The following is a 25423-nucleotide window of genomic DNA, read 5'->3' on the forward strand; positions in this document are numbered from 1 at the left end:
TTGTTGAAAATAGGTTTAGTTACACCTTTTTAGTTACACCTTTGTATATCTATACCCCAAAAATGTGTCTTCTTTCTGGATATAATTCTTTTTTGCCAACAACTGGAGCTTTTCTTCCAGTCTGTTTAATGTAAGCACTACCCCTTCCTCTTTTTCAAGCTCCTGAATCACTCCCAGCAAATCCGCTTCCAGAATCGGCAGCTTGTCCATAATAAGCTTCAGATACTTCTCATCATCCTGTTTTGAGTGCTTCTTTAGCTCGTCAAACGGGTTCAATGTGTGAGGACTTGAACTATATGCCGCCCTGACGCGTGCAAACAAGGTTCTACCCATAAGAGCCGAGGAAATAAACACATCCCCTGTTCTCAAGTAAGGCAGTCTCTTTGCCTCCTCATGAGTTATATCAGTTTCTTCCCTGATCGTATCAATGTCTGATGCACGTACTGTCCTGAAGATAAACTTGGTGTTTAGCTGTGCTGTGATTGTCTCATCCAAAAGGGTTGGTCTTTGGGTTGCAAGAATCAGAAATACTCCGTACTTTCTTCCCTCCTGTGATATCTCCCTGAGTATTGATTTTGAAGGTGAATCATAGCCCTTGGGAGCAAAGTTGTGAGCTTCGTCTGTGACTATTATAAACGGCGGAAAATAGTCTGCTGCCTGTTTTTTATATGCTGAATCCTTGAATTCCCTTCTCTTGTGGTAAATATTGTTTAGGAGATAAGTGCTGTAAACCTGTAGAATTCTGGTGCTTCCTTGAATCACAACAAGTTTTCCATCCTGAAGGCTGTTTTCAATTTCTCTGCTATCCTTTGAAAAGATTCCCTCGTTGGAAAGTCTTCTCAGCCTCCAGAGCACTCCTTTTACTGAATTGTATGGACAGGTCTTGTCGTAGGAAAGGTAGAGTTCTTTTCTGTCTTCCCAAGCCAACCGTTCATCATGTGATGTTGCTGCTGCAATCTTCTTATCAATCCGGTCAACCGAGCCCTCTTCCTGGGCTTCAGTAAGACCTTCCAGTCTATTTGAAAAACTGGTGAATGAATCTCTTCTCTTAAACATAACATCCACTACGTTATTCATAGCATCTGACAGAGTGCTTGCTGCATCAAGGAGGTTCTTGAGATCACCTGCAGTCAGGTCCTCGAACCTTACTCCAACGTGAGTTCCAACCTGAAGACATGTAAACAAGGAAGTGAAATCATGCTCTCCATCCTCCAAGTATTCCGGCGTCTCTGAAAAGTCCATTTCAAAATGAGGATCAAGGACAATGGTAGGAATCTCCTTAAGCATAATCTCTTCAAGCAAAACTCTCAGTCCAAAGGATTTTCCCGAGCCGGAACCTCCGAATACCCCTATGTGAGGATAGTGGTGCATCGACTTGTAGTCCATTATAAAGGGCAGTTCCCTTTGAGCCTTAAGTCCGCTCTCTTCATAGGTGTATAATATGTCCCTTAGACTCTCATCCATGCCATGTGCAACATCATCTGTATTCCTAATCACTCCAAGGACAAGTCCGTTTTCTGGATCGGTTTTTAGCATAATATCCTTTATCTCGTGGAATTTTGGCAGCCTTACATCTGAGCCCGTCTGTACCGGGTACAGGGCTTCGTTTAACAGCCTCACCTTTGCGATGTAGATAGTGTCCTCATCAACATCGTAACCGAGTGCTCTCAAGCTCTCAAGGACGGCGTTGTCCACAAAGTCTCCTCCAATGTCCAGGGGGATATAGCGGTTGAAGGTTCTTGCTTCAACCACTTCGCCGATCAGGTCTTCCTGGAATGGATCCTGGATCAGGAGGAATTCGTTTATGCGAAAGTTTCGCTCCTTTGAGCCTACGTAGAATTCCTGTTGAGTTGTTATTCCAATAACTTTCATCTTTTCACCTTCTTTAGTTAAATTTGATAGTCCGAGTTCAACTTCAGGAGTTTTGCTACGCTGTCATCCTGAATGCAATGAAGGATCTTTGATCTAGATAGTCTTTAGTTTCGAAAAGTCTGATGAAACACTCTCGGATTCAAGATCAGAGATTTATCACACTCGCTTCGAAAATTGACTTGCTATCGATTAAACTTGTAGCTGATTAATGGCATATTCCTCGTTCTTTAACGACTATCCAAGTAGTTGCTTGTTTGGAAATCACGCAAGTCACTATGATTTTCTTACTTCGCGTGAAAAATCTTGCTGATCTTTCCATATGTTCGTTAATCATCATGACTTTTCTCTTTCTTGCTTGAGCCATGACTTAGTTTCATATATACAATCCTGATTGGTGCTTTGTCAAGCAGTTCATATGAAAGAACGACTATAAAATCCAGCGAGGAGTTCGCAGTGCTTTGATTCCTCCAAGCGAAGCGGCATAGGAATCAACGGAGAAAACGAGCGCGTGATTTTACTCGGACTTGAATCCAGAACTGCGTGCAAACACCTGAGGGATTGTCATACCATAATTGCTACGTTATGAATTGACTAGCTTCTCTTATCCCTCTCCGACACAAAGAACCTTTCATAAACCCCGCGGTCCAGGTATCTTTCAAGCAAGGCAGTCATCATCTGATCGGAAATCTTCACTTCCTTGTCGACAATATCTATCCAGAGAGGTACCCCTCTGCTGTTTTGTGGCGTGAGCGAGAGCACGAGTCTTGCCATCTCAATCAGGTGTTCCCTCTGACTCTCGATTATATCCAGTCCAATTGCCATGGGCGAAAGCGAGCTTCTTAAAAATGCCGAACTGTATCCCATTGGTTCTTTTTTACTAACAGACTCATTTATTGATAAAAGCTCCCGGTATTCCAAAAGACCAAATAACAGCTCCCTGTCGTAAAGGTTTCCCTTTAGTTCCGGGTATTCTTTTTTTAGCTGTTCACCTATTACTCTTGTCTTGATATCCTTTATTACACCAATTAGAATTGTGCCGGTATCCTCGCACATTTCAACCAGCTCTTCCCATTTTTCACCTGCATATATATTATACCTTATAAGCCCTCCATCCATGAGAATTGCATATGGCTTGTGGACCTTGATTGCCTTTATTGCAGCTTCCACTTCCAGTAATGCAAGTTTTCGATTCTTCTGCTCTTCTCTTTTATCTCCACCGTCACTTAGCTCATCCTCATCTTCATTGATTATTACCGGAGTGTATATTTCCGACAGATAAAGTGGTTCTTCCCTTTTTACCGTGGTTTTTGCAAGGGCCTGGTAGACTTCAATGTAGTGTGGATAGTTTCCGCCTGCCCTGTTGCTTGAGCCGTCCACTCCACATATCCCTCCACTCTTTTCTATATCCTCAAGCTCCTTGGGAGATAGAAAATCTATCTTGTGCATGTCTCCAATGCGAGTGCCAAGAAACTCTCTAAGCTTGTTCTTATCACCTTCTAGGACCATCCCATACTTTTTCTGTATGGCATTGTTTATGTTTTCGAGCTTCTCCTTTAGTTCGTGATTTAATGAATACATTTTTCCTCCTCACTTTAACGGAATACCACTTGAAAGCTATTGACTTTTTTTGGAAAGTATGGTAATATTTGCCTAGGTTATTATGTTAACCTAATTGGGAGGTGGTTTAGATGAAATCCACAGGAATTGTCCGTAAAGTGGATGAGCTAGGTAGAGTGGTTATCCCTATCGAGCTTAGAAGAAATCTTGACATCCAAGTCAAGGACCCTCTTGAGATATTTGTTGATGAGGATAAGGTAATTCTTCGGAAGTTTTCCCCATCCTGTATCTTTTGTGGAGAATCAAAGGGTGTATCAGATTTCAAAGGCAAGAATATATGCCCAGGCTGCCTAGAGGAGCTTTCGGCAAAATAGAAGCACATCATAATAAGAAAAGCTTCTAACTACACATCAAAGTAGCTTTTCTTGATACTCGCGTACGGAAATTTTGTGTTTCGAAAAAGTAAAATTTCCTACTCGTAATAAAGCATTCGGGTCTTCCCGAGTGTTTTATTATGTCCTAATCCAGTTTCAAGCTTTCCTCATATACCTGATTTCTAGGTAGCCCATGGACTCTTACTATCTCCTTGACCGCTTCTTTCTTGGTCATTCCCTTATCCAACAGCTTCATCAGCTCTTCTTTTACATCTATCTCCGGTGCTTCCTGAGCTTCAGCCCCATCTATGACCAAAACCATCTCACCTTTTAGGTTTCTTTCATTTGATACCAAAAGGATCTCACTTAATTTACCTCTTATTGTTTCTTCATAATGCTTTGTCAGTTCCCTTGAAAGAGATGCTTTTCTATCTCCAAGTACCTTTATCATATCTTCAATACTTCCACTTATCCTGTGAGGACTTTCATAAAATATCAAAGTCCTTTGTTCAATTTTAAGAGTATCCAATGCTTTTTTTCTATCTGTGCTTTTTGATGGTAGAAATCCTTCAAAGGCAAATCTTCTGGTCGGTAGTCCTGAAACCACAAGTGCTAACAATGCTGCAGATGGTCCTGGCAGACCTACTACTTCAAGACCTTCTTCTATGGCCAGTCTGATCAGGTCTTCTCCGGGATCTGATATTCCAGGCATTCCTGCATCTGATACAAGGGCTATGCTTTTTCCTTCAGTCAGTTGTAGGATAAGATGCGGACCCTTCTCCCTGATATTGTGTTCGTGATAGCTTGTCATTGGCTTTTTTATCTCAAAATGGTTTAAAAGCCTCAGAGTATGCCTTGTATCCTCAGCTGCTATAAGGTCAACTTCTTTTAGGATATTTAATACCCTAAGGGTTATATCCTCAAGGTTTCCAATTGGAGTCGGGCAAATAAATAGTGTTCCTGTTTCCATCCTGATCACCTGCTCATTCCATAAATTTCATAAATATCTTCAGTATATTCTCCGTTTTCATCGTAGACAAGAATCGGCTCTCTGTACTTGAAGTCGCTTTTCCCTCCCTTTACTGCCTCCAGAAGGAATAGATTAGGTTGTTTTCCAGGCTTGGGGTATACCCATTGTATGTATTTTGGTTCCAATCCATGACTTCTAAGGGTATATAGCACATCCACAAGTCGGTTTGGTCTGTGAACCATATATAGTTTCCCCAGGGGTTTCAGAATATGTTCGCATACAACTGCTATATCTTCCAGTGTTGCAGCTATCTCATGTCTGGATATAGCAAAGTTATCATGCTTGTTTACAATTGCTCCTCCAGGCTTCATATAAGGTGGATTTGTAATCACAGTATCAACTGATGCTTTCCCGAAAATTTCAGGCAATTTTTTCATATCAATATGGAGTATCTTTACCTTATCCTGAAGTGAGTTCATGGCGACTGTTTCCTGAGCCATCCTGGCAACTTCTTCCTGGATTTCAACCCCATAGACTATGGATACGCCTTTTTTATCTGCAACCCTCAGGGGAATCACTCCCGTTCCTGTCCCCAGGTCTACCACTACTCCCTTTGGCCTGCTGAAATAAGAAAGGAGTATCGCATCCACTCCATATGAAAATAGACCTTTATCCTGTATTATTTTGTACTCTGTTCCGGGAACATCGTCTATCCGTCTCATGTTAAAACCCCCTTTGGTCAATTAACAATGAAGAATGTACAGTGAACAATTTTCTTAGGATGCCAGCCAGGGTCATAAGACTCTTTGTTAACCTCAGAGTGACAATTACGTTGGAATCAAAGCTCTTCAGTATTAGATATTACCTCTTAGATTTTAACTCTTAGATCTTAGATATTAACTCTTACTTATTATCTCACACTTCTTAACTTACGGTCGGGGTGACAATCAATTCTATTGTTCATTGTAAGTGCCCGGCAACTAACATATCCAAAATATATGATTTTGATATATGTTGTTGATAGGGTATCATTATTCGTTGTTAATTGTTCACTATACTCTCTATGTGTACTAAAAAAGACCCAGTAACGGGTCTCTTTAAGATTCTAAGTACTACTCTGGCTTTGCTGCGTCCACTGGACATACAGCTGCACAAGCGCCACAGTCAATGCATTTATCTGGATCGATAACATAAATATCGCCAGGAGATATTGCTTCTGTTGGGCATTCTGGTTCACATGCTCCACATGCGATGCAATCATCAGTAATTATATAAGCCATTCTTTTCACCTCCTGTAAAATGAAATTGCTTTGGTTATATTTTAACAGAAATTGCTGACTTTTGAAAGATATTAGATGAAAATATAAATAAAACTTGCTAGTCGTCAAGACCTTTTTCATCTTCGTCTTTAGAATTTCTGTTGTGTCCATGGAATTTCTGATATTTTGAATCGAATTTTCCAGTTGGCTTAATTTCTTCTACCTGAAACTGCATGATATCTTCAGTACCATCTTCGAGCTTTACCTTTACCTTTACTTTTTCAAGGAGAGTATAGGTATCTATAATAATTCCTCTACCTTGAGGAGTGGTTACTATGTCTCCAGCGGAGGGCATTTTTTTTAACAATTCTTCATAGGTATCCTGCTCGTACTTTAGACAGCACATCAGTCTTCCACAAAGGCCTGATATCTTTGTAGGGTTAAGTGACAGGCTCTGCTCCTTTGCCATCTTGATTGATACGGGTGCAAACTCCCCAAGAAATCTTGTACAGCAGGTTATCTGTCCGCAGGGGCCAACTCCTCCAATCATCTTGGCTTCATCCCTTACTCCTATTTGTCTAAGTTCTATTCTGGTTCTGAATATTGATGCAAGATCCTTTACCAGATCTCTAAAATCAACTCTTCCATCAGCTGTAAAATAGAAAATCACCTTATTGTTATCAAATGTATATTCAACATCCACAAGCTTCATTTCAAGGTCGTGGTCAGCTACCTTCTTCTCACATATTTCAAGAGCTTCCTTTGCCTTTTTCTTGTTTTCCCTATGGGTATCAAAGTCCTCATCAAGTGCAATTCTCAAAACCTTCTTAAGGGGTGATACGATTTCTTCCTCAGTAACCTCTTTTGGTCCAACCACTACATGACCAAATTCAATACCCCTGGCTGTTTCTACGATTACAAAATCATTTGTTTGCACTTCTATATCATCCGGGTCAAAGTAATAAATCTTCCCGGCTTTCTTAAATCTCACTCCTACAACTTTTATCATCAAAACTCCTCCTGTATATTAAACAACATCGTCTCTATGGACAGCTGGTAGTTTACATTCAACTGAATATTAATGGACGTATCTTGTATCTTCTTTATTATATCATTAATTCTATCGAAATCCAGGAAAGTTTGTTCTGATAACAATTTCTCTTTATCTCTGTTTATTACTAGCTCCATGTCTTCTGTTGCCTTGTAAACCAAAAGGTCTCTGAACCAAAGCATCATGATCTCCAAAAGCTCCTGAGCCCTGTCCTTTTCCTGAGTAAATCTCTCAACTGCTGAAAAAATCTTCCAGCTCTCACCTCTAATTATTGAGTCTACAAGCTCAAGGATCCAGTCTCGCAGTTCGAAAAAATCCTCTGAGTGGCACAACTCTATTGTTCTTCCAAGGGACCCCTTTGAGAACTCTCCAAGGAATTTTGCCTCTTTTTGGTCAATTCCTTCCTTTTTTACAAGATAATCCATTACAAGATGTAACGGTATCTGGTGAAATCTTATCTTCTGACCTCTTGATATTATTGTTGGAAGAAGATTTTTAGAACTCGATGTAACTAAAATCATATGTATGTATGAAGGGGGTTCTTCCAGAGATTTAAGCATCGCATTCTGGGCTTCCTTGTTCATAAGATGAGCCTGGTCTATGAGAAAGACCTTCCTATCCCCCTGGAATGGAGACATGGACATCCTTCTTATTATTTCCTCAACTTGTCCCTTCCTTATGATTCCCTTCTCCGGATCCACTTCCAGATAGTCTGGATGGTTCGCATGATCGAATTTTCTGCAGGAGCTGCAGTGGTTGCAAGGCTCTTCATTTTTCTCTTCACACAAAAGAGTCTTGGCAAAAGTCCTCCCTAATGTTCTTTTGCCAAGACCTTCTTCTCCTTCAAACAGATAGAAGTGATTTATATTCTTGTTTTTTACTGCTCTTTTAAGACTTTGGACCACAATATCATGGCCAACAATATCCTTGTAATCCATACTTTTCCTCCAGACTACACTCTCTGATAGCTGTCGATGGGAACTACAAACAGGTTAGCCCCAACAGTGACTTCTTCGTCTCCGTTTTTAACCTTTTGTTTTTTGCATACTCCTGCCACCAGTTCGCTTATTCTGTCTATCTGGTCTTCATCGACTCCCATAAGCAGAGTCGTGTTTCCCCTTGATAGAAATCCCCCAGTTGAAGCCAACTTAGTTGCTCTGATTTTCTCAGACATAAGCTTTCTTACTACCTTGCTTGAGTATTGTTCATCAATGATAGCGATTATAAGCTTCATAAGCGACCTCCTAAATCTTTATATGTTGCTCTACATCCAGAACAAACACTGTTGCTCCTCCTACCTTGACCTCAAGGGGATATGGTATATAAGTGTCGCCTGGCATTGTTACAGTTAAAAGGGATGTTGTGATTTCCCTGGTCTTGCAGTTCTTTTCGATTATCCCTATAACCTCATCCACCTGATCATTGTCAACACCACTTAAAAGTGTTGTATTTCCTGCCTTCAGAAATCCACCGGTGGAGGCAAGTTTAGTAACCCTGTACTCTTTTTCAGTTAGGTCTGTTATGACGTTCTGCGCATCCTGATCCTGAACTATAGCTACTACTAGTTTCATATTTTCTCCTCCTCGAATTTCAAAAGATTGTTTATTGCCTCTACTGTCTGCTTGTATACCTCATCTATTGGCTTTGATGCATCTATTACCGTAATATTCTCAGGATACTTCTTAAGGAGGTTCATATAACCTTCATATACTCCCTTGTGGAACATCCCGCCTTCAGCCTCAAGCCTGTCTCCGCCTTCCTTGGTTTTCCTTAGGAGTGTAACCTCCGGATCAACATGGAAAAACAGAATCAAGTCAGGATAGGTTCCCCTTAGACCAAAGTCATTTATAGCTTTTACCTCTTCTATCCCAAGTCCTCTTCCCACTCCCTGGTAGGCAAGGCTGGATAGGAGAAATCTGTCGCAAACTACTATTTTACCATCCTCCAGAGCGGGGAGGATCTTCTCATGAACATGTTGGGCTCTTGATGCTGCAAATAGAAGAGCTTCTGTCTCCGGTCCCATATTATCGTTGTCCCTATCTACTATAAGATGTCTGATTTTCTCTCCAATTGCTGTTCCTCCAGGTTCACGGGTCACAATATGGTCTATCTTATGTTCCACAAGGTACTGGTTGATAAGATTCATCATAGTTGATTTTCCAGATCCATCCGGTCCTTCCAGCGCAATAAATTTGCCCTTCATACTCACCATCTCCTTACTCTGTTACTACTATATAATCCTTATTATACCCCATTAAGCCAACGATATCCATACCGTTGTCCATTAGGAATAGAAGATGTTCATAGATTTCCTGAGTAATTTCCTCTCCTGGTACCAATAGTGGAATTCCAGGTGGATATGGGATAATAGGTGATGCAGATATTCTTCCGACGGAATCTGACAGCTTTATCTGCTCCTTCTTGCTGTAGTATGCTTCAGATGGTCTCATAATAATCTTGGGAACAGGCATATTAACATTGACCCAGTTTATCTCCTCATAAGGTGCTTTCTCTGCAATATCCTCCAAGGCCTTAACGATTGTTTCATACTCTTCCTCTGTGTTCATTACACTTGTAAGGATCAATGCATAGTAGAAATCTGACATTTCGATTCTGATGTTGTAATCCTTCAATAGCATTTTCTTTAAGACCGTGCCTCTTATTCCATCAATATTTATGAGGATTTTTGTATTGTCCTTGTCAAAAATGGTTTCATCTTCAGGATCTCCAGTGAAAACATCAATCCTCGGTATCTTGTTCAGCCTCTCTATTACTTCGTCAATCTTCTTTAAGCTCCAGTCAAGCTTTTCTCTGCCTTCCCCATCCATATACGCTGTAGCAATCTCATTTGAAAGTGTGAACAGATATGACGGACTTGTTGTTGTATACAGCTGGTATCTGTCTCTTAGCTTGTTCAGATCTATTCTGTCTGTTCCAACGTGAATCATTGATGTCTGGGTAAGACTCGGCAATGTTTTGTGTGAGGAATGTATTACAATATCAGCTCCCGCTTGGAGGGCTGACATTGGCAATTTATCTGAAAAAGTCATATGAGGACCATGTGCCTCATCGACCATAAGAATCTTGTTGTGTTTATGGACTATCTCAGCAATTGTTTTTATATCAGAACAAACTCCGTAGTAGTTCGGATATGTCATGACAACAGCCTTTATATCGGGATTCTCCCTAAGAGCCTCGTCGATATCCTCAGGATAGAGTCCTGTCAATACGTTATGATTTTCATTGTATTTAGGATAGACATACACAGGTTGAATCCTGTTCAGAATCAAGGCATTGTAAACAGCCTTATGACAGTTTCTTTGAATCAAAACCTTGTCACCTGGCTTGGTTATTGTAGCCAATGCAATGTATATGCTTCCTGTAGATCCGTTGACCCCGTAATATGTTGCTTTTGCTCCAAAAACCTTAGCAGCATTTTCCTGAGACTCCTTGATAATACCTCTTGGCTCAAGAAGATAGTCCATGCCTTCAGTCTCAGTTGTGTCGAAATAGGGTATGTAATCTCCCCATTTTATCAAAGAATTTTTCCCCTTGTGTCCTGGCATATGGAAGTGGGTACTGTTTTCCTCGACTAAATTCTTAAGTGCTTCAAATACAGGTGTTTTCATTGTATATTGATCAACCTCCCAAAATCTAAAGTATGAATAACGTAATTATTATAGCCTAAGTCACAATATAAGTAAACTATTATTTTACTATTTGTAAACTTCAATGCATCCTTTTTTAGAGGTTTATTTTTAAACAACTATTGAAATCCGCTCTCCACAATTGTTGCAATGATTCCCTTCAATTCCGATAACCTTGGTTTCCGGAAATCTTCCAATTAACTTATTTCTGCAGTTTGGACACAAAGTATCGTTGTTCACTCCCCACACATTTCCAATATATACATAGTTTAGGTGAGTCAATGCAATGTTTCTCAGTTTCTCCAAAGTCTCAACCTTTGTGGGCGGGTTATCCATCTTGTTGTGTGGGAAATATCTGCTTAAGTGAAGAGGAATATTATTGTCTATATCGCCAATAAAGGAAGTCATCCTTTCCATTTCTTCTTCTGAACTGTTTAAACCGTCTATCACAAGGTTTGTAATTTCCACATGGGTTTTTTTAGCTGCCAGCTCAATGGTCTTAAGCACCGGATCGAGACTTCCTTTGCAAAGGGTCTTGTAATAGTTTCTGCTCATGGACTTAAGATCGATGTTCATGGCATCAATGTAGGGTAGCAGTTCTTCCAAGGGTTCTCTGTTTAAAAACCCATTTGTAACCAAGATGTTCTTCTTGCCTGATTCTTTTACACTTTTCGCCAAATCCAACACCATCTCGTAGTAAATTGAGGGCTCATTGTAGGTATAGGCAATTCCAATTGAATCATTAAGGGATGAAAGCTCAAGAATCTCATTGTTTTCCATCTCTATATACATGTTGGAATCTTCTACAATCTGCCAATTCTGACAGAAGTCGCATCTGAAATTACATCCAAAAGTGCCAAATGAAAAAACCGTACTACCTGGATAAAAGTGAAACAGCGGTTTTTTTTCAATCGGATCAAATCCATAGGAAGTAATCTTCCCGTAGTTAAGGGAATAAAGTTTTCCATCAATGTTCTTTCTGCCCATGCACTTTCCAGTCTCTCCTTCTGATAGCCTACAATAGTGAGGGCAAAGAACACAATACACATAACCATTTTCATTTGTGTAGTACAAAGCTTCCTTCATTTATATCAGCTCCTAATGGTGGCGTACCACCCTAAACCTTTCAATGGAGTAGTCCTCGTCCGAGTCTATTCCAGCCTTGTTAAGTGCAATCCTGAGTTGTTCCTCTACAGTATCCACACCTTCAAGATTAGGTAGAAGCAACCCTCTTTTGTACTCTTTTTTAACTATTACCCCAAAGGTTGATGGGTCTAACCCGGATGCATCATCTACAGATTCGGGTTTCATAAGGACATCAACTGAATATACCAGAGACTGGAGCTCGTCTTCTTGCACGCTGTCAAATCTTGGGTCTCTTGTCCCTGCCTGAACACTGTAATATATTATCTCCTGCGCGATATTATCTTTAATCGCTTCTGTGGCTCCGATGCAACCTCTCAAGGAACCATTCTTTTTTATTGATACAAATACAGGGAACCTTTCATTGAGCAGTTCATGGGAAAGACCATCCGGTACCTCCATGTACTCTACTGTCTTTACATAATGCTCCAGGCTTCTTCGTGCAAGATTTACAAATTCATCCTCAGTGGCTCTTCTTTTCTCAACAGTTTCCATTTCAATCCTTGAAATATCTGACGATATGTCCTTGTCTGATTCACCTTCAATGTTAAAAATGGCAGTCCCGTACCCAACTCCAAATGGTCCCTCATATGAGAGTACCGTTGAAGAAATATTGTAGCCTGATAGAATCCCTGCAAGTATCATTAAAGACCTTAATCCGCACTCACCAGCCTTTTCTGCAAGATCCATAGGAAACCCTGCTATATCTATCAGGTTTGCATCTCTTATGGCATCCATTATCTTCTTATCAAATTCCGGACCTTCCTTTACATAGCTGTATGGTCCAGAGTCCTTCAACTTATGGGAAAGGTCTCCGCTTGCTATAACACATACATCACTCTTAGCCGATTTTATGGATTCATCTATAACCTTTCCAAACTGGTGTAATTCTCCAGGAGGCAAGAGCCCATAGGTTATGGGGATAACCTTGAAATCTCCATAGTACTTATCCACAAAGTGTAAAGGTACCAACACCCCGTGGTCCAGTTTTCCATCTACTCCATATCTTTTATTCATCTCCCTTGTCATCTGGGCAAGCGTAATCCCTTCTTCCAAGGCCTTCTTTACGATTCCATAAGTCAGGTCGAGATTATTCTGGTAGGAATAGCTAAGCTCATTATGTCCGAATGCACCAAAATCGCCTTTCAGATTCTCCTCCATTGAAATGGAGTGGGCATCAGAAAACAATGGTCCATGTGGCGTTATCACAATTATTGTACCAGGTTTCTTACTGGCGATGTCTCTTCCGATTTCCTCCATTGAAACCAAGGTATCACCTGCAAGCTCTTCCTGCCCTTGTCCAATCTCACCAACAAGAACCGGAGGATGTGGCATTAGATATGCTGATAATAGTTTCCCCATAATATCCCTCCTTAGGATTATTCATCGAAAAAAAAGACAGACACTATGGTCTGCCCCGGTATTGATATTATTCTTCCTCTTCTTCTTCGCCAACAACTGGAACTGAAGTAGCATCGATATCTTCTTCCTCGTCCTCTTCTTCCTCTTCCATAGTTGGTTCGTTAAGTGTACAGATTATTGATTCCATATCAGTAAGAACTTCTACATTTTCCTCATCTACTATGTCAAGGTCCTTGACATATAGTGGAGTATCAAAGTCCATACCTGATACGTCTATTCCTACAGACTCAGGGATATCTCCCGGCAGACACTCGATCTCAATTGTATCAAGCATTTGCATAAGTACTGACGGTTGGATTTTTATACTGTCTCTGTGTTGTAGATATACTGGAACAGTAATCTTTATCTTCTGCTTCATATCAAGTTTCTGGAAGTCTATGTGAATAACGTCTCCCTTAACTGGATCTCTTTGTACTGACTTAACTATAACAGGTAGAATTTCTCCATCCACTTCAAGCTCCATCAGTGATGAAGTTCCCACGATTCTAAATACCTTTACAAAGTCAATCTTGTCAACTCTTACGTGTTTTGTTTCTTGACCCTTGCTGTATACGATACCTGGTACCAGTTTTTCTCTTCTAATTTTCCTTGAACTACTTGACCCTATCTCCAGTCTTGGAGCGGCCAATAATCTTTTATCACTCATTCTCGAATACCTCCTGATTTTTCTGATTTAGTATAAATATAGTCTACCCTAAAAGAGCCGCATATAATCATATTTCTAAGCTAGTAGCGGACTCCCTTTGCAGTAAGACTTTTTGCAATAATATAGTTGCTTAAGGTTACTTCCACTTTTCCATCAGGTATTCTCATACCCTTCATAAGATACACAGTTACATCATTGTCATGAAAAACATCATACCGGGTAGTATCACCGGGGTTTCCTATCCTCACAGATAGTTGATTGGTCTGACATCAGCCGGATTTCACGGAAACTACTGCAACTGTAACTTCTGCTTCGCCACTGGACTTGTTCCTGATGTAATTACTTGCCTTATCAGTAACTGTTACGTTCATCTAAATCACCTCATTTTCCGTATTGGTTTTATTTTTGACTTTAGAATTATCCTTTGCATAGTAACTGGCAATCATTGCAGTTATGGGAATTGTTAGTATCAGACCGATGCTTCCCGAGAGAGACCTTACGATTTCCGTTGCAATAACGTCCAGATTGAACACTTTGCTCATCTCTGTTTCATAGGCCATAAAAAGAAGTAGCATTGGTATTGATGTTCCTGTATATGCAAGAATCAAAGTATTGACCATTGTCCCCATTACGTCTTTACCTACATTCATCCCGGAACGGAACAATCTTCGCTGTGACAGTTTGGGGTTAGCCTTGTGTATTTCATCAATTGCAGATGCTATTGAGATTCCAACATCCATTGCAGCTCCAAGAGCTCCAAGGATAATTCCGGCAAAAAGAAGATGTCTGAAGTTAAATTGTATCCCTTGAGGGATATACATCAGCATTGTTGCTTCTTCAGCGGAAAGTCCTGTTAGACTGGCCTGGTTACCTACAACAAATGATATCACTCCAGCTACTATCACTCCAATTGAAGTGCCTGCAATGGCAGCAACTGACTTATGGCTTATACCTGCTACAAGGAAAATGGTGACAACTGTAACAAGCACAGCAGTTATAACGCTTACCCATATTGGGTTGAATCCCCTTAATATCAGAGGCAGCATTACAAACAACACTGCAGATATTGTAATTCCAAGTGATATCAAGGATTTGATTCCCTTTGATCTTCCAATCAACACCACGAGGAAAATAAATGCTCCCAACAAATAGACTATACTGTTGATCCTGTAGTAGTCAGAAATATATACATTGTACTCTCCATCTGGGTATTCCTCAATCACAAGGGAAACCTTCTGACCTTCCTCTACTATTATATCATAGTAGGCGTGGTCTGACAGTACGTTTTCAATTTCTATTATTTCTCCCTTATACTTGCCAGAATCAATCCTTAAAGCTACATTTTGAGAACTGAAAAAATCCTCAGGTCTTTCTTCTATCTCAGATGCCTCCAGAACTGTTCCTTTCTCAGTAAAATTTACGAATTCCGTTTCAGTTTCCATCTCAGATTCCATTTGGGCTGCCACAGATATCGATCCCGAAGTCAATGCCACTACAAGAAGTAGCAGCAAAATTAATCTTTTCATAGTTACTCCTTTCAAACCAAATTAAGGACCCCTGCCCTTCCATTTAGTAAGCGCGTTTTATTAAAACCTGCTTAACTCATTTGCCTTTCTAACTTCCTTAAAGCCAATAAACAGTATTACCAGAAGAAGCAATGCCCTGATTACAGATTTAATTGCAAGCTCCAAGTATGATGATGTCTGTATAAATTCAGGTTCAATTACGAAACCAAGAGGAACGAGAATAAACGCCAACAGCATCATACCTCTTAAGCCTTTGTTCCACGAGCATAATATCACAACCAAGGCCACAATAACAAGATAAACAATAAGAGGCACAGTTCTTAGCATTAAAAAAGTCCTGTCAGGTTCCAATTCAAAATGACCATTCTGAGGGAATATTCCTATTACCACCCTGAAAATAAGAAGTCCATACAGCAGCTTATCCAAGGGAACCCTTTTTCTCAGCCTAAAGCATTCCTTGCTCAGATCAATAAGCATTGAAAAGAACAGAGTTAACACTATCATATGCCCAATTCTTCCCCAACCAAGCAATCTCAGATTGTCTTCAAGACCAATTGTAACAAGTGCATATGTACGTGGTATGAGATATAGCATCTCCCCAATGGCTAGTGTCAATGCCATTGATCCGAATGCCATATGGACTCTGTTTCCATTGTGGTTTCTGTATATGTATACTCCCATGTAAATAATTATGACTATGTATATCAGGAATCCCAACGGCTCTACTATTTTCTGCAAGAAAATTCCCCCCTTGGCTCTTGTTCCTAAGTTTAGTTTAATATTAATCATGAGTAATGTAAATACTTTCACAGTTTTTTCACTCTTGACAGCAGTTTATTTTTATTGAATTCAACTGAGAATTGTGCTAATATATGTTTACATGGGCGGTTAGTTCAGCTGGTAGAACGCTACGTTGACATCGTAGAGGTCGTTGGTTCGAGTCCAATATCGCCCACCATGTTATTATCTAAGAAGTAAGAGCTAAGAGTTGAGTGATACCCGGCAACTAACAATGGACAATTAATAGCTTGTCACCCTGACCCTAGTGGAAGGGTCTATTTTTTTGCTAAGATTTAATAGTTAAAAAATAAAAGTTAAGAGATGAAAATAGTTTAAAAACGAAGAGCTGAAAGGTTCTTTTTTTGTGTCCGGAAAATAAGCAAAAAAGACATGTGAAACGTCCCCGCGTCTCCTTGAATCAGAGAGCGGTATTATGCAGACTTTTCGATGTACATATTAATAATTTCTACTAAAAATCAAACACATCAGAAAAGATCCCATCACAAGTGGGATCTTTCCGAATTAGGGGGGGTTGTTACAATTCTATTTTTTTACTAGAATTTCTCTCGAATCATCAAAGAACTGCTTTACTCCATTATCCGTTACATAGAATGAAGCATCCACTTCAAAGCCCACATCATCCAGCCAGATTCCAGGAATAAGGTGGAGAGCCATATTCTTCTGAATTACAGTCTTGTCTCCTGGTCTTACGCTAATTGTCTGCTCGCCCCAATCAGGTGGATAATTAACTCCAATTGAGTAACCGATTCTGGATTCCTTCACAAGTCCAGTCTTCTCGATTGTCTTTCTCCAGGTTGCTTCAATATCCTCTACAAGAACTCCTGGCTTAATCATATCAAGTGCTGCATCAAGTCCTTCAAGAACCGTTTTTCCCGTTTCCACCATAATCTTTGGCGGCTCCTCGCCAAGATAAAGGGTCCTTGCTATTGGAACATGGTAGTGTCTGTATACTCCACAAAGCTCAAGAAGCACTGCTTCATCATTTTCATACTTCTTCTCGCTCCAGGTAAGATGTGGCGTCTTTGTCGCTTCTCCTGCCATCATCAAAGGTACAATTGCAGGATAATCACCGCTGTATTCCCCAACACCCTTGTACTGAGCCTTGGCAACTTCAGCAGCAACATCACATTCCCTGACTCCAGGTGCAATATGCTTTTGAGCTGTCTTCATTACATTTGATGCAATTTGTCCCGCTATTTTCATAAACTCAATTTCATTGTCGGATTTAATAACACGAACCCAGTTAACCAATGTATTGGCATCCTTAAAGGTTGCGTTTGGAAGAGATTTTTCAAGCTCTACGTATCCTCTGTGTGTGAAATAGAACTGATCCATTTCTACTCCGATAACCTTGTTCTCCCATCCATGCTTCTTGATTATATCGGCCATATAATGCATTGGATGCTTTATCAATGAATGAACATAGTCATCTGCATACTGGTAGATGTTTTCGTCTGAAAGCATGCTTGTTATCCTTGCACCGTTTGCATCCATGCCACGGCCTATCCAAACCGGCTCTTCTTTGTCAAGGGAAACCAATAGACATTGATGAACGTAGAAACTCCATCCATCATATCCTGTCAGGTAATTCATGTTGGCAGGTTGAGAAACAAATAAAAGCTCTATTCCCCATTCTTCCATAGTTTTATTGGTTTTTGCAATGCGTTCCTGATACTCTTCCTTCCTGAATACATGCATATGATTAATTCCCTCCTCTTGTTTGTAAGTTGTAACCTACATGAAACCTCCACTTGATTCCCTGACAACCGCCGAAAAAACGTAGCGAATCATCGTAACAAAATCAAATACAGGTAATCCACTTGCTCGTTGAACAGCCTCGGAATATACTGGCAAAACGCTACACTCCAGAAGAATCACTCCAATATCTGGATTTTCCCTCTGCAATTTGAGTACCTTGTTGACCACTTCTTTTTCCACCTTCTCAGTATCCAACATTCCTTCTTCAATCAGAAATGCACTGGAGAAGTTCGGCTCATCTTCCAGACCTGCGATAACAAGATTGCTGGTATCCTCTACACCACATAGCTTGATTACACTTTCGTCCAAAGACTTGCTGTTTGCTGTTACTATTCCAATCTTCTTCCCATATGGAATTATCTGAGTGATAAATGGAATCTGAAGAAGACTTGATGAAAACACTGGAATGTGGAGTCTTTCCCTTAACTCTGTCTGGTAAAGAGCCATAAAACCGCAGTCGCTGGTTATGGCTCTTACACCTTCTCTTTGCAAGAGTTCCGCTGCTTCAATTATCTTATCCAAACTTGACTTGTCATGGTCCATCATCTTCTGGACAGTTAGCCCCTCCACCTTCTGAAATCTTACGGGAAAATCGTAAGTGGTAGCATTTGCAACATCCCCGGGGATAAAGGGCGCTTCGCTATCAAGAAGAATAATTCCTATTGCCTCCCCATAACTTACTTGTCCTTTTCTGCGGTAATACTTCATCCGATACACCTCCTGGATTGCTTTTTACGCTTCAGCTTTTTTAGATCATCGCTGCGTTAGGCAGGAACAATGCTATCTGTGGAAATGCAACCAGCAGAGCTGTTACTAGTAAGAGTATGAAAATAAATGGCGGTGTATGGCTTATGATTTCCATATACGGCCTTCTGAATATCAGCTGTGCTGTAAATATGTCGCATCCAAAAGGTGGTGTTGCTGATCCAATTGCAGCCTGTAATACAACCAGTACACCCAAAAGTACGGGGTCTACTCCAGTTAGTAGTACATATGGTGCAAATATCGGGCTAAGTACATATATTGCAACGATTGGGTCGACGAACATACATGCTATGAAGTATGCTGCGACAACTATAAATATTACATACAACTGAGACGGATTGTCACCAAACAAGGGTGGCAAGTAGGTCTGTGGTATACGTAGAAAACTCAATAGGAATGAAAACGCATTACCTGCTCCAACCAGAATAAATACTACTCCTGTGATTACACCCGTCTGTAGAAAATGATCAATCATATCATTAAATCTGATGGTCTTATATACCAGTCCTTCTAAAATAAGTGCATAAGCAACTGATGCTGCCGCTGCTTCTGTAGGACTGAATAATCCTCCGTAAATACCTCCAATGATAATCACTGGGAATCCCATTACAAGAATTCCGCCTTTTACAGAATCAATTCTCTCTTTTTTATCAGCTTTTGGTGGACTTATTATGTTATTTCTCTTTGAGTAAATATATGCATAAATCGAAAACAATACAAAGATTAAAAGACCGGGTCCTACTCCTGCCAGGAAAAGTTTTCCCACTGAAGTTCCTGTAACAACTCCATATACTATAAATCCTATACTTGGTGGTATCAGAAAAGCTATATCACTGGAGTTGATAATAAGAGCCAAAGTGAAAGGACTTGAATATCCCGCTTCAAGAAGCATTGGTCTCATTGTTCCACCTATTGCAGCTACCGTAGCCTGTGTTGAACCTGAAACTGCTCCAAACATTGTACAGGCAGCGTTTGTGGTAATTGCAAGCCCTCCTGGGATATGTCCCAGAAATGCCTTGGTCATTCTAATAAGCCTCTTAGCGGCCTGACCTGCTGTGATTATATTTGCAGCCAAAATAAACATTGGAACTGCAACCAGTGAAGGTGGAACTATTCCTGTGACCACCTGCTGAATAATAACGTTCATATTAAAATTCGGCATATAAACCGTAATGTACAATATCAGCGATCCCAAAAGAGTTATCATGAAGGGAAAGCCAAAGAGCAATTTGAAAATCATTGTGGATACTAATAATAACATATGGCTACCTCCCTATCTAAGTCTCATAATGATCTTTTGAGTCAACTGAGTTATCCTTATCCTGTTCTTCTGACTCAATAGAATGTCCTGTCATCTCGTGACCTATACCCTCATACTTCTCAGCAATGTTCTGAAGCTCTTCTGCTTCGTATTCACCCTGTTGTTCAGGTGACAGCCATACATCATACTCTGCTATGTTCTTTACTATGGTACGAACGTACTGAACTCCTGCAAAGAAGAATCCGATTGGAATTATCACAAGGAATAACCAATAGGGCATTCTTAGGGCCGGGGTTACATGATTCATTACCCTGGCAGAATCCATATATGAATAAGAATAGCTTGCCAATAAAAACATTACCACAGCGCTTACTCCAGAGATTATGAAAATCATAACCTTCTGAACTTTAAAAGGCACTGCATCGAAAAAAGCTCCCATACGTATATGTCTTGCCTTTCGAACTCCATAGCTTACTCCAACAAATGTTATAAGAATGGTGAAAAGCTCCGTCAGTTCTTCCGCAAAATAAATGCTTCGGTAGAAAGTCCTTGCAATAACATTTACTATTACCAGGCTGGCCATTGCAAATACAGATATTGAAAGCATAAAGACTTCAAAGTGCTCGACAAGATCTTCAAACTTTTCATAAATATATAAGAGTCCGGATGATCCTTTATCTTTCATATCAATACTCCTTTCTAAAATCGCTGCAACCACCTAAGTGGTTGCAGAAATTTTAAATCTTCCTGTGATTATTCGATTCCTAATTCAGCTTTTGCATTTTCGATATCATTAAGAAGTGTATCCAATATCTCTTGACCTTGAGGTCCGCCTATATCAGCGAAATCCTCATGTACAGTTCTTCCGGCTTTCTTAAACTCTTCAAGCTCTGCTCCAGTCACTTCATGATATTCAATCTCTGGTCTTTCATCGAGCATTTCCTGAAGCTCTCTTTCATGTCTTTCGTTAATCCACTCAGCTGAAGGTATTATTGCATCAGCCCAGTAATCTCTCATTTCCTGCTGTACCTCAGCTGGAAGTGAATCAAAGTACTGCATGTTTACAGTTGGAATTCCAAGGAAAGGCTCAGCATAAATTTGTGTGAAATAATCCTGAACTTCGTAGAAATTCATACTCTTTATTGCAAATATCGGGTTGATCTGTCCATCTATAAGATTTGTCTGCAATCCTCCATATATCTCACCATAAGCCATTGGTGTAGGATCCGCTCCATATGACAGATAGTTCTGAGTCAATAGTGCTGAACCCATTATTCTAACCTTGAATCCATTCATATCATCAACAGTTTCAATTGGCTTGTTTGAAGTAATTGTCTGCCATCCTTCAAAAAGAACTCCAAGTGGCACAAGTCCGTTTCTTCTGAAAGCTTCCTCAAGAACTCCCATAAACTCTCCGTTTTTCATTACCCACTCAAGTGTTTCAGGTGCTCTCTCTTCTGGCCAAATATAGTGCAGTGCCAATACCTGAGCTTCAGGAACAAATGAACTTATCCATGCATAGTCAGAGAAAACATACTCCACTACTCCCAGCTGCGCCAGTTCATTGATATCTCTTGTGTCTCCAAGAGTACCATATGGATAAACATCAAGGTCGTACTTGCCATCTGTAACTTCTCTCATGTGGTCTCCATAGTTATTTGCCCAAACTGTCATAAAGTCGCCTTCGATTTCCTCAGATGCAAGTCTTGGCATTAGTGGCTGATCAAGAAGATCGCCTAATGTGGCTTCAGTTTCTTCACCGTTTTCTGCTGGCTCCTCGGCTGGTGCCGGTTCCTCTGCTGGCGCTGGTTCCTCAGCTCCACCACAACCTGTAAGTAATAGCATCCCCATCAACATCAGACCTAACAATACTAGTAGTAACTTCTTGTTACTCTTTTTCATTATGTTTCCTCCTTTGAATTTTGGATTACAACATACTTTGTCTATTTCTATGTTTTGGGTATATTGCGACTATTGATAATGTTATGTTAATTTTTGGTACAATTTCCCAAATACTGGATGCTTCCCCTGACATATAACTCCACTCCCAAATGCAACACCGACTCATCGATATTGAACCTTGGATTATGATGTGGAAAATTTGTTCCAATCTCTTCATTTCCCGTACCCAGGAATAGAAAAACACCTGGTATTCTGGCCGTAAACTCCGAAAAGTCCTCACTTGCCATGGTTGAATATGGAACTACCCTATCTGCTCCAACAACTTCAATCGCTGTTTTTTTCATGTGTTCAGTCATACTCTCATCGTTTATAAGAGGAATGTTTTCTCTGATCCATGACACTTCACACTCACATCCGTGAGTTTTTGATACATCCCTTGCCAATCTTTCCAAACGATAAATGGGCTGATCGCCTGAGTCATCGTACAATGTTCTGATTGAACCATTCAAGATAACCTCATCGGGTATTATATTTGCCTTTGTTCCTCCATTAATCTGCCCAAAGATCATTGTCATAGGTTTCATGCTGCTGATCTCTCGAGTCTGGATTCTCTGTGCGGATAATACAATATCAGATGCTGCTATAACAGGGTCTATTGCAGTTTCAGGATAACCGGAGTGTCCTCCGTAGCCCTTTACCTTAATCTCGAAAATATATAATCCAGACATGACTCCTCCGGATGATATCCCCACGACCCCCGATGGCAATGGTGTCCAGATGTGTACTCCCACTGCTCCATCAACCTTGGGTTTATCCAGGACACCTTCCTCTATCATAGGCAAGGCTCCAGCATTCTCTTCATTTGGTTGAAAAACCAACTTGATTTTACCCTTAATCAATTCTTTGTTATTTGATAGTATTTTTGCCGCTCCCATAAGCATAGACATATGGGCATCATGTCCGCATGCATGCATAACTCCGGGATTCTTCGAAACATAGTCTACAGTGTTTTCTTCCTGTATGGGCAGTGCATCCATATCAGCCCTAAGCATCAACACCGGTCCGTCTTCTGCTCCTTCGATCATTGCAACCACTCCGGTTTTTGCAACTCGCTCTGTTTGAAGCCCCAGGCTTTGAAGGTATTCTTCAACCTTTTTACTGGTTTGATGCTCTTCAAACCCCAGTTCCGGATGAGCATGGAAATTTCTTCTAAGTTCTATAAGCTCATTCTGCAATTCCTCGCTTTGTTCCTTGATCCAATCCATTCCTAAAGTCAGCTCCCTTAATGTGACCTTATTTTGTCTCTGAAACATCTGGTATTGTGCCTTCCCAACCCAGGAAATATGATAGTTTGTCGGTCGCTTCCTTCAATCCTACCTTGATATCATCAATTTTACTGTAGGTTTGTCGTATGCTTGCACCGCTTACGCTGATTGCCGCCACAATTTCATTGTCGAAATTTCTTACAGGCATTGCGATACAGGTAAGTCCTGGTGCAACCTCTTCGTCATCCACGCTGAATCCCTGTTTTCTGATTTTTCTCAGCTCATCCATCAATTCGTCAATACCAGTAATGGTAAAGCTTGTGAAACTATTGTATGGACCTTCTCCTAATATTCCAATTACTTCTTCCCTTGTCATATCCGATATTAAAGCCTTCCCCATTGCTGTTGCATGAAGTGGTTCTCTTGAACCGATCTGCAAATTGGCTATAAGACTTGCCTTTGCTGTTACTTTTGAAATGGTTACAACGCTGTCATCAACTCTAACTCCCAAATTTACTGTTTCCTGATATTGGTTACATAGATTTTGCAGGATTCCTATGTCAAAATTATAAAGATTTCGCTGTTGAGGAATCACATTGCCAATTTCAAACAACCGCCATCCCAACCGATATTTTTTGGTTTCATGATCCTGTTCCAGATAGTTCCTGGCTGCCAATGTATCCAATATGCGGTGTACTGTGCTTTTTCCAATATCCAATTTTGAGCTGAGCTCGCTGACTCCCATTCCTTCCTGATAGCCTTCCTCGGCCAATATCTCCATTACTTCCAAAGCTTTGTCTATTGTCAGCACGGGATATTTCGGCGTGTGCTGGGACTTGTTTGATTCCATTTTATTCACCCTTTCTAGAATTCTTCGTATACATCACTATATAGGTTTATTGTACCAAAGAACCAGGGCTGGAAAAAGGCTCTCTTATTCAGAAAGCCCATGCCATTTTATTTTATACCCAGCCTCGAGCTTTCATTGATCTTTCGAGTTTTCTAAGTGCGTTGATCCAGGCTGCATTACGCATTGATGAGTTTTCATTTTTCGCAGTTTCAACTGTATTTTTATATGCTTTAGTGATTTGCTCCTTAAGTTTGTCGTTTACCTTGTCAAGCTCCCAGTAATCGTCAGTCAAGCCCTGTGTTCTTTCAAATGAACATACTATTGCACTCCCGCAGTTTGTCAGAACGTCAGGAACTATCAGGACACCTTTTTTCTCCAACATTTTTTCTGCTTCTGGAGTTACAGGTCCGTTTGCACATTCCATGATTACTTTAGCCTTTATATTTTCTGCATTCTTCTCGTGTATTACACTTTGAACTGCCGCTGGCATAAGTATGTCAACTTCAAGTTCAAGGACGTTGTTTACATTCACTGACTTTTCAGTAGGGAAGCCTTCAATTTTCTTGTTCTCGGCAACGTGTTCCTCAAGCTTTGGAATATCAATTCCATCTGAATTGTATACACCACCTGTAAGATCCGCTACACCTACCACCTTATATCCTTGGTCATGCAAAAGTCTTGCAGCAATTCTTCCGACATTACCGAATCCTTGCATTGCAATTGTTGCACCTTTTGGAATATTATTATCCTTCATTACTTCCATTGCTACATAGAATGCGCCAGTACCTGTCGCTTCCATGCTTCCAAGGGTTCCGTTAGTTTCTGCAGGCTTGTCATTTATTGCTGCTGGACTGTGGAATCCATTGATTTCTTCATATTCATCAAGCATCCAAGCCATTGTCTTTGCACTAGTACCGATATCAGCACCAGGCACATCGACCCAGGCACCTTTTACCGGAAGCTTTCTTATAAATGCCCTGGAGATTCTTTCCAGTTCCCCTTCGGAAAGTTTACGCGGATCAACTTTAACTCCGCCCTTTCCACCGCCTGCAGGAATTCCTGCCACTGCGTGCTTGATTGTCATCCAGAATCCAAGAGCTTTGACAATATCAAGATCCAGGTCAGGAACAAATCTCATCCCATTTTTCACCTGTCCCAAAGCGTCATTGTAATGAACTCTGTATGCATCAAATATTTCGTAATCTCCATTATCCATCCTCATTGGGATTGTGAATTGGAAGATTCTTTTTGGCTTTGACAAATACTTTACTACATTTGGGTCAAGATTTGCCAATTCACTGGCTTCCTTCAATGTAGCCAAAGCAGTTTCAAAAGGATTATTACTCATTTTAAC

26 protein-coding genes and 1 tRNA gene are annotated in these 25423 nt (G+C 40.4%); 2 read left to right on the top strand and 25 right to left on the bottom strand.

Annotated elements, in window-relative coordinates:
• Positions 1–33: 33 nt before the first annotated feature.
• Both ACOEN1_RS02485 and ACOEN1_RS02490 read right to left on the bottom strand, forming a co-directional pair.
• Positions 34–1872, bottom strand: coding sequence for an ATP-binding protein (locus ACOEN1_RS02485; RefSeq protein WP_422484836.1), 1839 nt, complete (start codon positions 1870–1872; stop codon positions 34–36).
• Positions 1873–2463: 591 nt separating this feature from the next.
• The gene (locus ACOEN1_RS02490) at positions 2464–3450 is read right to left on the bottom strand and encodes a DNA double-strand break repair nuclease NurA (protein ID WP_422484837.1); all 987 of its coding nucleotides are present in this window, start codon (positions 3448–3450) and stop codon (positions 2464–2466) included.
• A gap of 110 nt (positions 3451–3560) precedes the next feature.
• Between ACOEN1_RS02490 and ACOEN1_RS02495 the strand changes: the two genes are divergently transcribed.
• Positions 3561–3803, top strand: coding sequence for an AbrB/MazE/SpoVT family DNA-binding domain-containing protein (locus ACOEN1_RS02495; protein ID WP_422484838.1), 243 nt, complete (start codon positions 3561–3563; stop codon positions 3801–3803).
• 145 nt (positions 3804–3948) lie between these two features.
• On the opposite strand, the gene rsmI is transcribed toward ACOEN1_RS02495, so the two are convergent.
• From rsmI to ACOEN1_RS02570, 15 genes are all read right to left on the bottom strand, one after another.
• Positions 3949–4773 (bottom strand): 16S rRNA (cytidine(1402)-2'-O)-methyltransferase, encoded by an 825-nt coding sequence (rsmI, locus tag ACOEN1_RS02500; RefSeq protein ID WP_422484839.1) that lies wholly within the window; start codon positions 4771–4773, stop codon positions 3949–3951.
• Positions 4774–4778: 5 nt separating this feature from the next.
• A complete protein-coding gene (locus tag ACOEN1_RS02505) occupies positions 4779–5495 on the bottom strand; it encodes a tRNA1(Val) (adenine(37)-N6)-methyltransferase (RefSeq protein ID WP_422484840.1) in 717 nt (238 codons plus the stop codon).
• 390 nt (positions 5496–5885) lie between these two features.
• Positions 5886–6053, bottom strand: coding sequence for a 4Fe-4S binding protein (locus ACOEN1_RS02510; RefSeq protein ID WP_422484841.1), 168 nt, complete (start codon positions 6051–6053; stop codon positions 5886–5888).
• 97 nt (positions 6054–6150) lie between these two features.
• Positions 6151–7041, bottom strand: a complete 891-nt coding sequence (locus tag ACOEN1_RS02515) for a PSP1 domain-containing protein (protein WP_422484842.1) — start codon at positions 7039–7041, stop codon at positions 6151–6153.
• Positions 7041–8021 (bottom strand): DNA polymerase III subunit delta', encoded by a 981-nt coding sequence (gene holB / locus ACOEN1_RS02520; protein ID WP_422484843.1) that lies wholly within the window; start codon positions 8019–8021, stop codon positions 7041–7043. Before holB ends, ACOEN1_RS02515 begins: the two co-directional genes overlap by 1 nt.
• Before the next feature lie 14 nt (positions 8022–8035).
• On the bottom strand, positions 8036–8317 hold the full coding sequence (locus ACOEN1_RS02525; protein WP_422484844.1) for a cyclic-di-AMP receptor: 282 nt from the start codon (positions 8315–8317) through the stop codon (positions 8036–8038).
• Positions 8318–8327: 10 nt separating this feature from the next.
• Positions 8328–8654: a cyclic-di-AMP receptor gene (locus tag ACOEN1_RS02530; RefSeq protein ID WP_422484845.1), complete on the bottom strand. Its 327-nt coding sequence runs from the start codon at positions 8652–8654 to the stop codon at positions 8328–8330.
• Positions 8651–9286, bottom strand: coding sequence for a dTMP kinase (gene tmk, locus ACOEN1_RS02535; RefSeq protein WP_422484846.1), 636 nt, complete (start codon positions 9284–9286; stop codon positions 8651–8653). The genes ACOEN1_RS02530 and tmk overlap by 4 nt, the downstream gene beginning before the upstream one ends.
• A 13-nt stretch (positions 9287–9299) precedes the next feature.
• Positions 9300–10712: an aminotransferase class I/II-fold pyridoxal phosphate-dependent enzyme gene (locus tag ACOEN1_RS02540; RefSeq protein WP_422484847.1), complete on the bottom strand. Its 1413-nt coding sequence runs from the start codon at positions 10710–10712 to the stop codon at positions 9300–9302.
• Positions 10713–10841: 129 nt separating this feature from the next.
• Positions 10842–11816, bottom strand: a complete 975-nt coding sequence (amrS, locus tag ACOEN1_RS02545) for an AmmeMemoRadiSam system radical SAM enzyme (protein ID WP_422484848.1) — start codon at positions 11814–11816, stop codon at positions 10842–10844.
• A 12-nt stretch (positions 11817–11828) separates the two neighbouring features.
• The gene (amrA, locus tag ACOEN1_RS02550; protein ID WP_422484849.1) at positions 11829–13235 is read right to left on the bottom strand and encodes an AmmeMemoRadiSam system protein A; all 1407 of its coding nucleotides are present in this window, start codon (positions 13233–13235) and stop codon (positions 11829–11831) included.
• A gap of 67 nt (positions 13236–13302) precedes the next feature.
• The gene (locus ACOEN1_RS02555) at positions 13303–13941 is read right to left on the bottom strand and encodes a 50S ribosomal protein L25 (RefSeq protein WP_422484850.1); all 639 of its coding nucleotides are present in this window, start codon (positions 13939–13941) and stop codon (positions 13303–13305) included.
• Positions 13942–14021: 80 nt separating this feature from the next.
• The gene (locus ACOEN1_RS02560) at positions 14022–14189 is read right to left on the bottom strand and encodes a hypothetical protein (RefSeq protein WP_422484851.1); all 168 of its coding nucleotides are present in this window, start codon (positions 14187–14189) and stop codon (positions 14022–14024) included.
• A gap of 123 nt (positions 14190–14312) precedes the next feature.
• Positions 14313–15467: a YibE/F family protein gene (locus ACOEN1_RS02565; protein ID WP_422484852.1), complete on the bottom strand. Its 1155-nt coding sequence runs from the start codon at positions 15465–15467 to the stop codon at positions 14313–14315.
• Positions 15468–15527: 60 nt separating this feature from the next.
• Positions 15528–16205, bottom strand: a complete 678-nt coding sequence (locus tag ACOEN1_RS02570) for a hypothetical protein (protein WP_422484853.1) — start codon at positions 16203–16205, stop codon at positions 15528–15530.
• 144 nt (positions 16206–16349) lie between these two features.
• Between ACOEN1_RS02570 and ACOEN1_RS02575 the strand changes: the two genes are divergently transcribed.
• Positions 16350–16425, top strand: a tRNA-Val gene (locus ACOEN1_RS02575).
• A 365-nt stretch (positions 16426–16790) separates the two neighbouring features.
• Here ACOEN1_RS02575 and ACOEN1_RS02580 read toward each other — a convergent pair.
• The 8 genes from ACOEN1_RS02580 to ACOEN1_RS02615 form a co-directional block, all read right to left on the bottom strand.
• On the bottom strand, positions 16791–17966 hold the full coding sequence (locus ACOEN1_RS02580; RefSeq protein WP_422484854.1) for a M24 family metallopeptidase: 1176 nt from the start codon (positions 17964–17966) through the stop codon (positions 16791–16793).
• Positions 17967–18002: 36 nt separating this feature from the next.
• Positions 18003–18734: an aspartate/glutamate racemase family protein gene (locus ACOEN1_RS02585; protein ID WP_422484855.1), complete on the bottom strand. Its 732-nt coding sequence runs from the start codon at positions 18732–18734 to the stop codon at positions 18003–18005.
• Positions 18735–18774: 40 nt separating this feature from the next.
• A complete protein-coding gene (locus tag ACOEN1_RS02590; RefSeq protein ID WP_422484856.1) occupies positions 18775–20052 on the bottom strand; it encodes a TRAP transporter large permease in 1278 nt (425 codons plus the stop codon).
• A 16-nt stretch (positions 20053–20068) separates the two neighbouring features.
• Positions 20069–20737, bottom strand: a complete 669-nt coding sequence (locus tag ACOEN1_RS02595) for a TRAP transporter small permease (protein ID WP_422484857.1) — start codon at positions 20735–20737, stop codon at positions 20069–20071.
• 68 nt (positions 20738–20805) lie between these two features.
• Complete coding sequence (gene dctP / locus ACOEN1_RS02600; protein WP_422484858.1) at positions 20806–21954, bottom strand: TRAP transporter substrate-binding protein DctP; 1149 nt, start codon at positions 21952–21954, stop codon at positions 20806–20808.
• A gap of 86 nt (positions 21955–22040) precedes the next feature.
• Positions 22041–23267 (bottom strand): M20 metallopeptidase family protein, encoded by a 1227-nt coding sequence (locus ACOEN1_RS02605; RefSeq protein WP_422484859.1) that lies wholly within the window; start codon positions 23265–23267, stop codon positions 22041–22043.
• The gene (locus tag ACOEN1_RS02610) at positions 23248–24069 is read right to left on the bottom strand and encodes an IclR family transcriptional regulator (protein ID WP_422484860.1); all 822 of its coding nucleotides are present in this window, start codon (positions 24067–24069) and stop codon (positions 23248–23250) included. The genes ACOEN1_RS02605 and ACOEN1_RS02610 overlap by 20 nt, the downstream gene beginning before the upstream one ends.
• A gap of 112 nt (positions 24070–24181) precedes the next feature.
• A complete protein-coding gene (locus ACOEN1_RS02615) occupies positions 24182–25417 on the bottom strand; it encodes a Glu/Leu/Phe/Val family dehydrogenase (protein WP_422484861.1) in 1236 nt (411 codons plus the stop codon).
• Positions 25418–25423: the final 6 nt, after the last annotated feature.

Source organism: Gudongella sp. DL1XJH-153 (assembly GCF_049310905.1).
Classification (GTDB): Bacteria; Bacillota; Clostridia; order Tissierellales; family Tissierellaceae; genus Gudongella.

Excerpts from the sequence above, each read along its gene's own strand:
- ACOEN1_RS02485 (WP_422484836.1), bottom strand. The coding sequence starts at position 1,872 with ATGAAAGTTATTGGAATAACAACTCAACAGGAATTCTACGTAGGCTCA.
- ACOEN1_RS02490 (WP_422484837.1), bottom strand. The coding sequence starts at position 3,450 with ATGTATTCATTAAATCACGAACTAAAGGAGAAGCTCGAAAACATAAAC.
- ACOEN1_RS02495 (WP_422484838.1), top strand. The coding sequence starts at position 3,561 with ATGAAATCCACAGGAATTGTCCGTAAAGTGGATGAGCTAGGTAGAGTG.
- rsmI (WP_422484839.1), bottom strand. The coding sequence starts at position 4,773 with ATGGAAACAGGAACACTATTTATTTGCCCGACTCCAATTGGAAACCTT.
- ACOEN1_RS02505 (WP_422484840.1), bottom strand. The coding sequence starts at position 5,495 with ATGAGACGGATAGACGATGTTCCCGGAACAGAGTACAAAATAATACAG.
- ACOEN1_RS02510 (WP_422484841.1), bottom strand. The coding sequence starts at position 6,053 with ATGGCTTATATAATTACTGATGATTGCATCGCATGTGGAGCATGTGAA.
- ACOEN1_RS02515 (WP_422484842.1), bottom strand. The coding sequence starts at position 7,041 with ATGATAAAAGTTGTAGGAGTGAGATTTAAGAAAGCCGGGAAGATTTAT.
- holB (WP_422484843.1), bottom strand. The coding sequence starts at position 8,021 with ATGGATTACAAGGATATTGTTGGCCATGATATTGTGGTCCAAAGTCTT.
- ACOEN1_RS02525 (WP_422484844.1), bottom strand. The coding sequence starts at position 8,317 with ATGAAGCTTATAATCGCTATCATTGATGAACAATACTCAAGCAAGGTA.
- ACOEN1_RS02530 (WP_422484845.1), bottom strand. The coding sequence starts at position 8,654 with ATGAAACTAGTAGTAGCTATAGTTCAGGATCAGGATGCGCAGAACGTC.
- tmk (WP_422484846.1), bottom strand. The coding sequence starts at position 9,286 with ATGAAGGGCAAATTTATTGCGCTGGAAGGACCGGATGGATCTGGAAAA.
- ACOEN1_RS02540 (WP_422484847.1), bottom strand. The coding sequence starts at position 10,712 with ATGAAAACACCTGTATTTGAAGCACTTAAGAATTTAGTCGAGGAAAAC.
- amrS (WP_422484848.1), bottom strand. The coding sequence starts at position 11,816 with ATGAAGGAAGCTTTGTACTACACAAATGAAAATGGTTATGTGTATTGT.
- amrA (WP_422484849.1), bottom strand. The coding sequence starts at position 13,235 with ATGGGGAAACTATTATCAGCATATCTAATGCCACATCCTCCGGTTCTT.
- ACOEN1_RS02555 (WP_422484850.1), bottom strand. The coding sequence starts at position 13,941 with ATGAGTGATAAAAGATTATTGGCCGCTCCAAGACTGGAGATAGGGTCA.
- ACOEN1_RS02565 (WP_422484852.1), bottom strand. The coding sequence starts at position 15,467 with ATGAAAAGATTAATTTTGCTGCTACTTCTTGTAGTGGCATTGACTTCG.
- ACOEN1_RS02580 (WP_422484854.1), bottom strand. The coding sequence starts at position 17,966 with ATGCATGTATTCAGGAAGGAAGAGTATCAGGAACGCATTGCAAAAACC.
- ACOEN1_RS02585 (WP_422484855.1), bottom strand. The coding sequence starts at position 18,734 with ATGAAGTATTACCGCAGAAAAGGACAAGTAAGTTATGGGGAGGCAATA.
- ACOEN1_RS02590 (WP_422484856.1), bottom strand. The coding sequence starts at position 20,052 with ATGTTATTATTAGTATCCACAATGATTTTCAAATTGCTCTTTGGCTTT.
- ACOEN1_RS02595 (WP_422484857.1), bottom strand. The coding sequence starts at position 20,737 with ATGAAAGATAAAGGATCATCCGGACTCTTATATATTTATGAAAAGTTT.
- dctP (WP_422484858.1), bottom strand. The coding sequence starts at position 21,954 with ATGAAAAAGAGTAACAAGAAGTTACTACTAGTATTGTTAGGTCTGATG.
- ACOEN1_RS02605 (WP_422484859.1), bottom strand. The coding sequence starts at position 23,267 with ATGTTTCAGAGACAAAATAAGGTCACATTAAGGGAGCTGACTTTAGGA.
- ACOEN1_RS02610 (WP_422484860.1), bottom strand. The coding sequence starts at position 24,069 with ATGGAATCAAACAAGTCCCAGCACACGCCGAAATATCCCGTGCTGACA.
- ACOEN1_RS02615 (WP_422484861.1), bottom strand. The coding sequence starts at position 25,417 with ATGAGTAATAATCCTTTTGAAACTGCTTTGGCTACATTGAAGGAAGCC.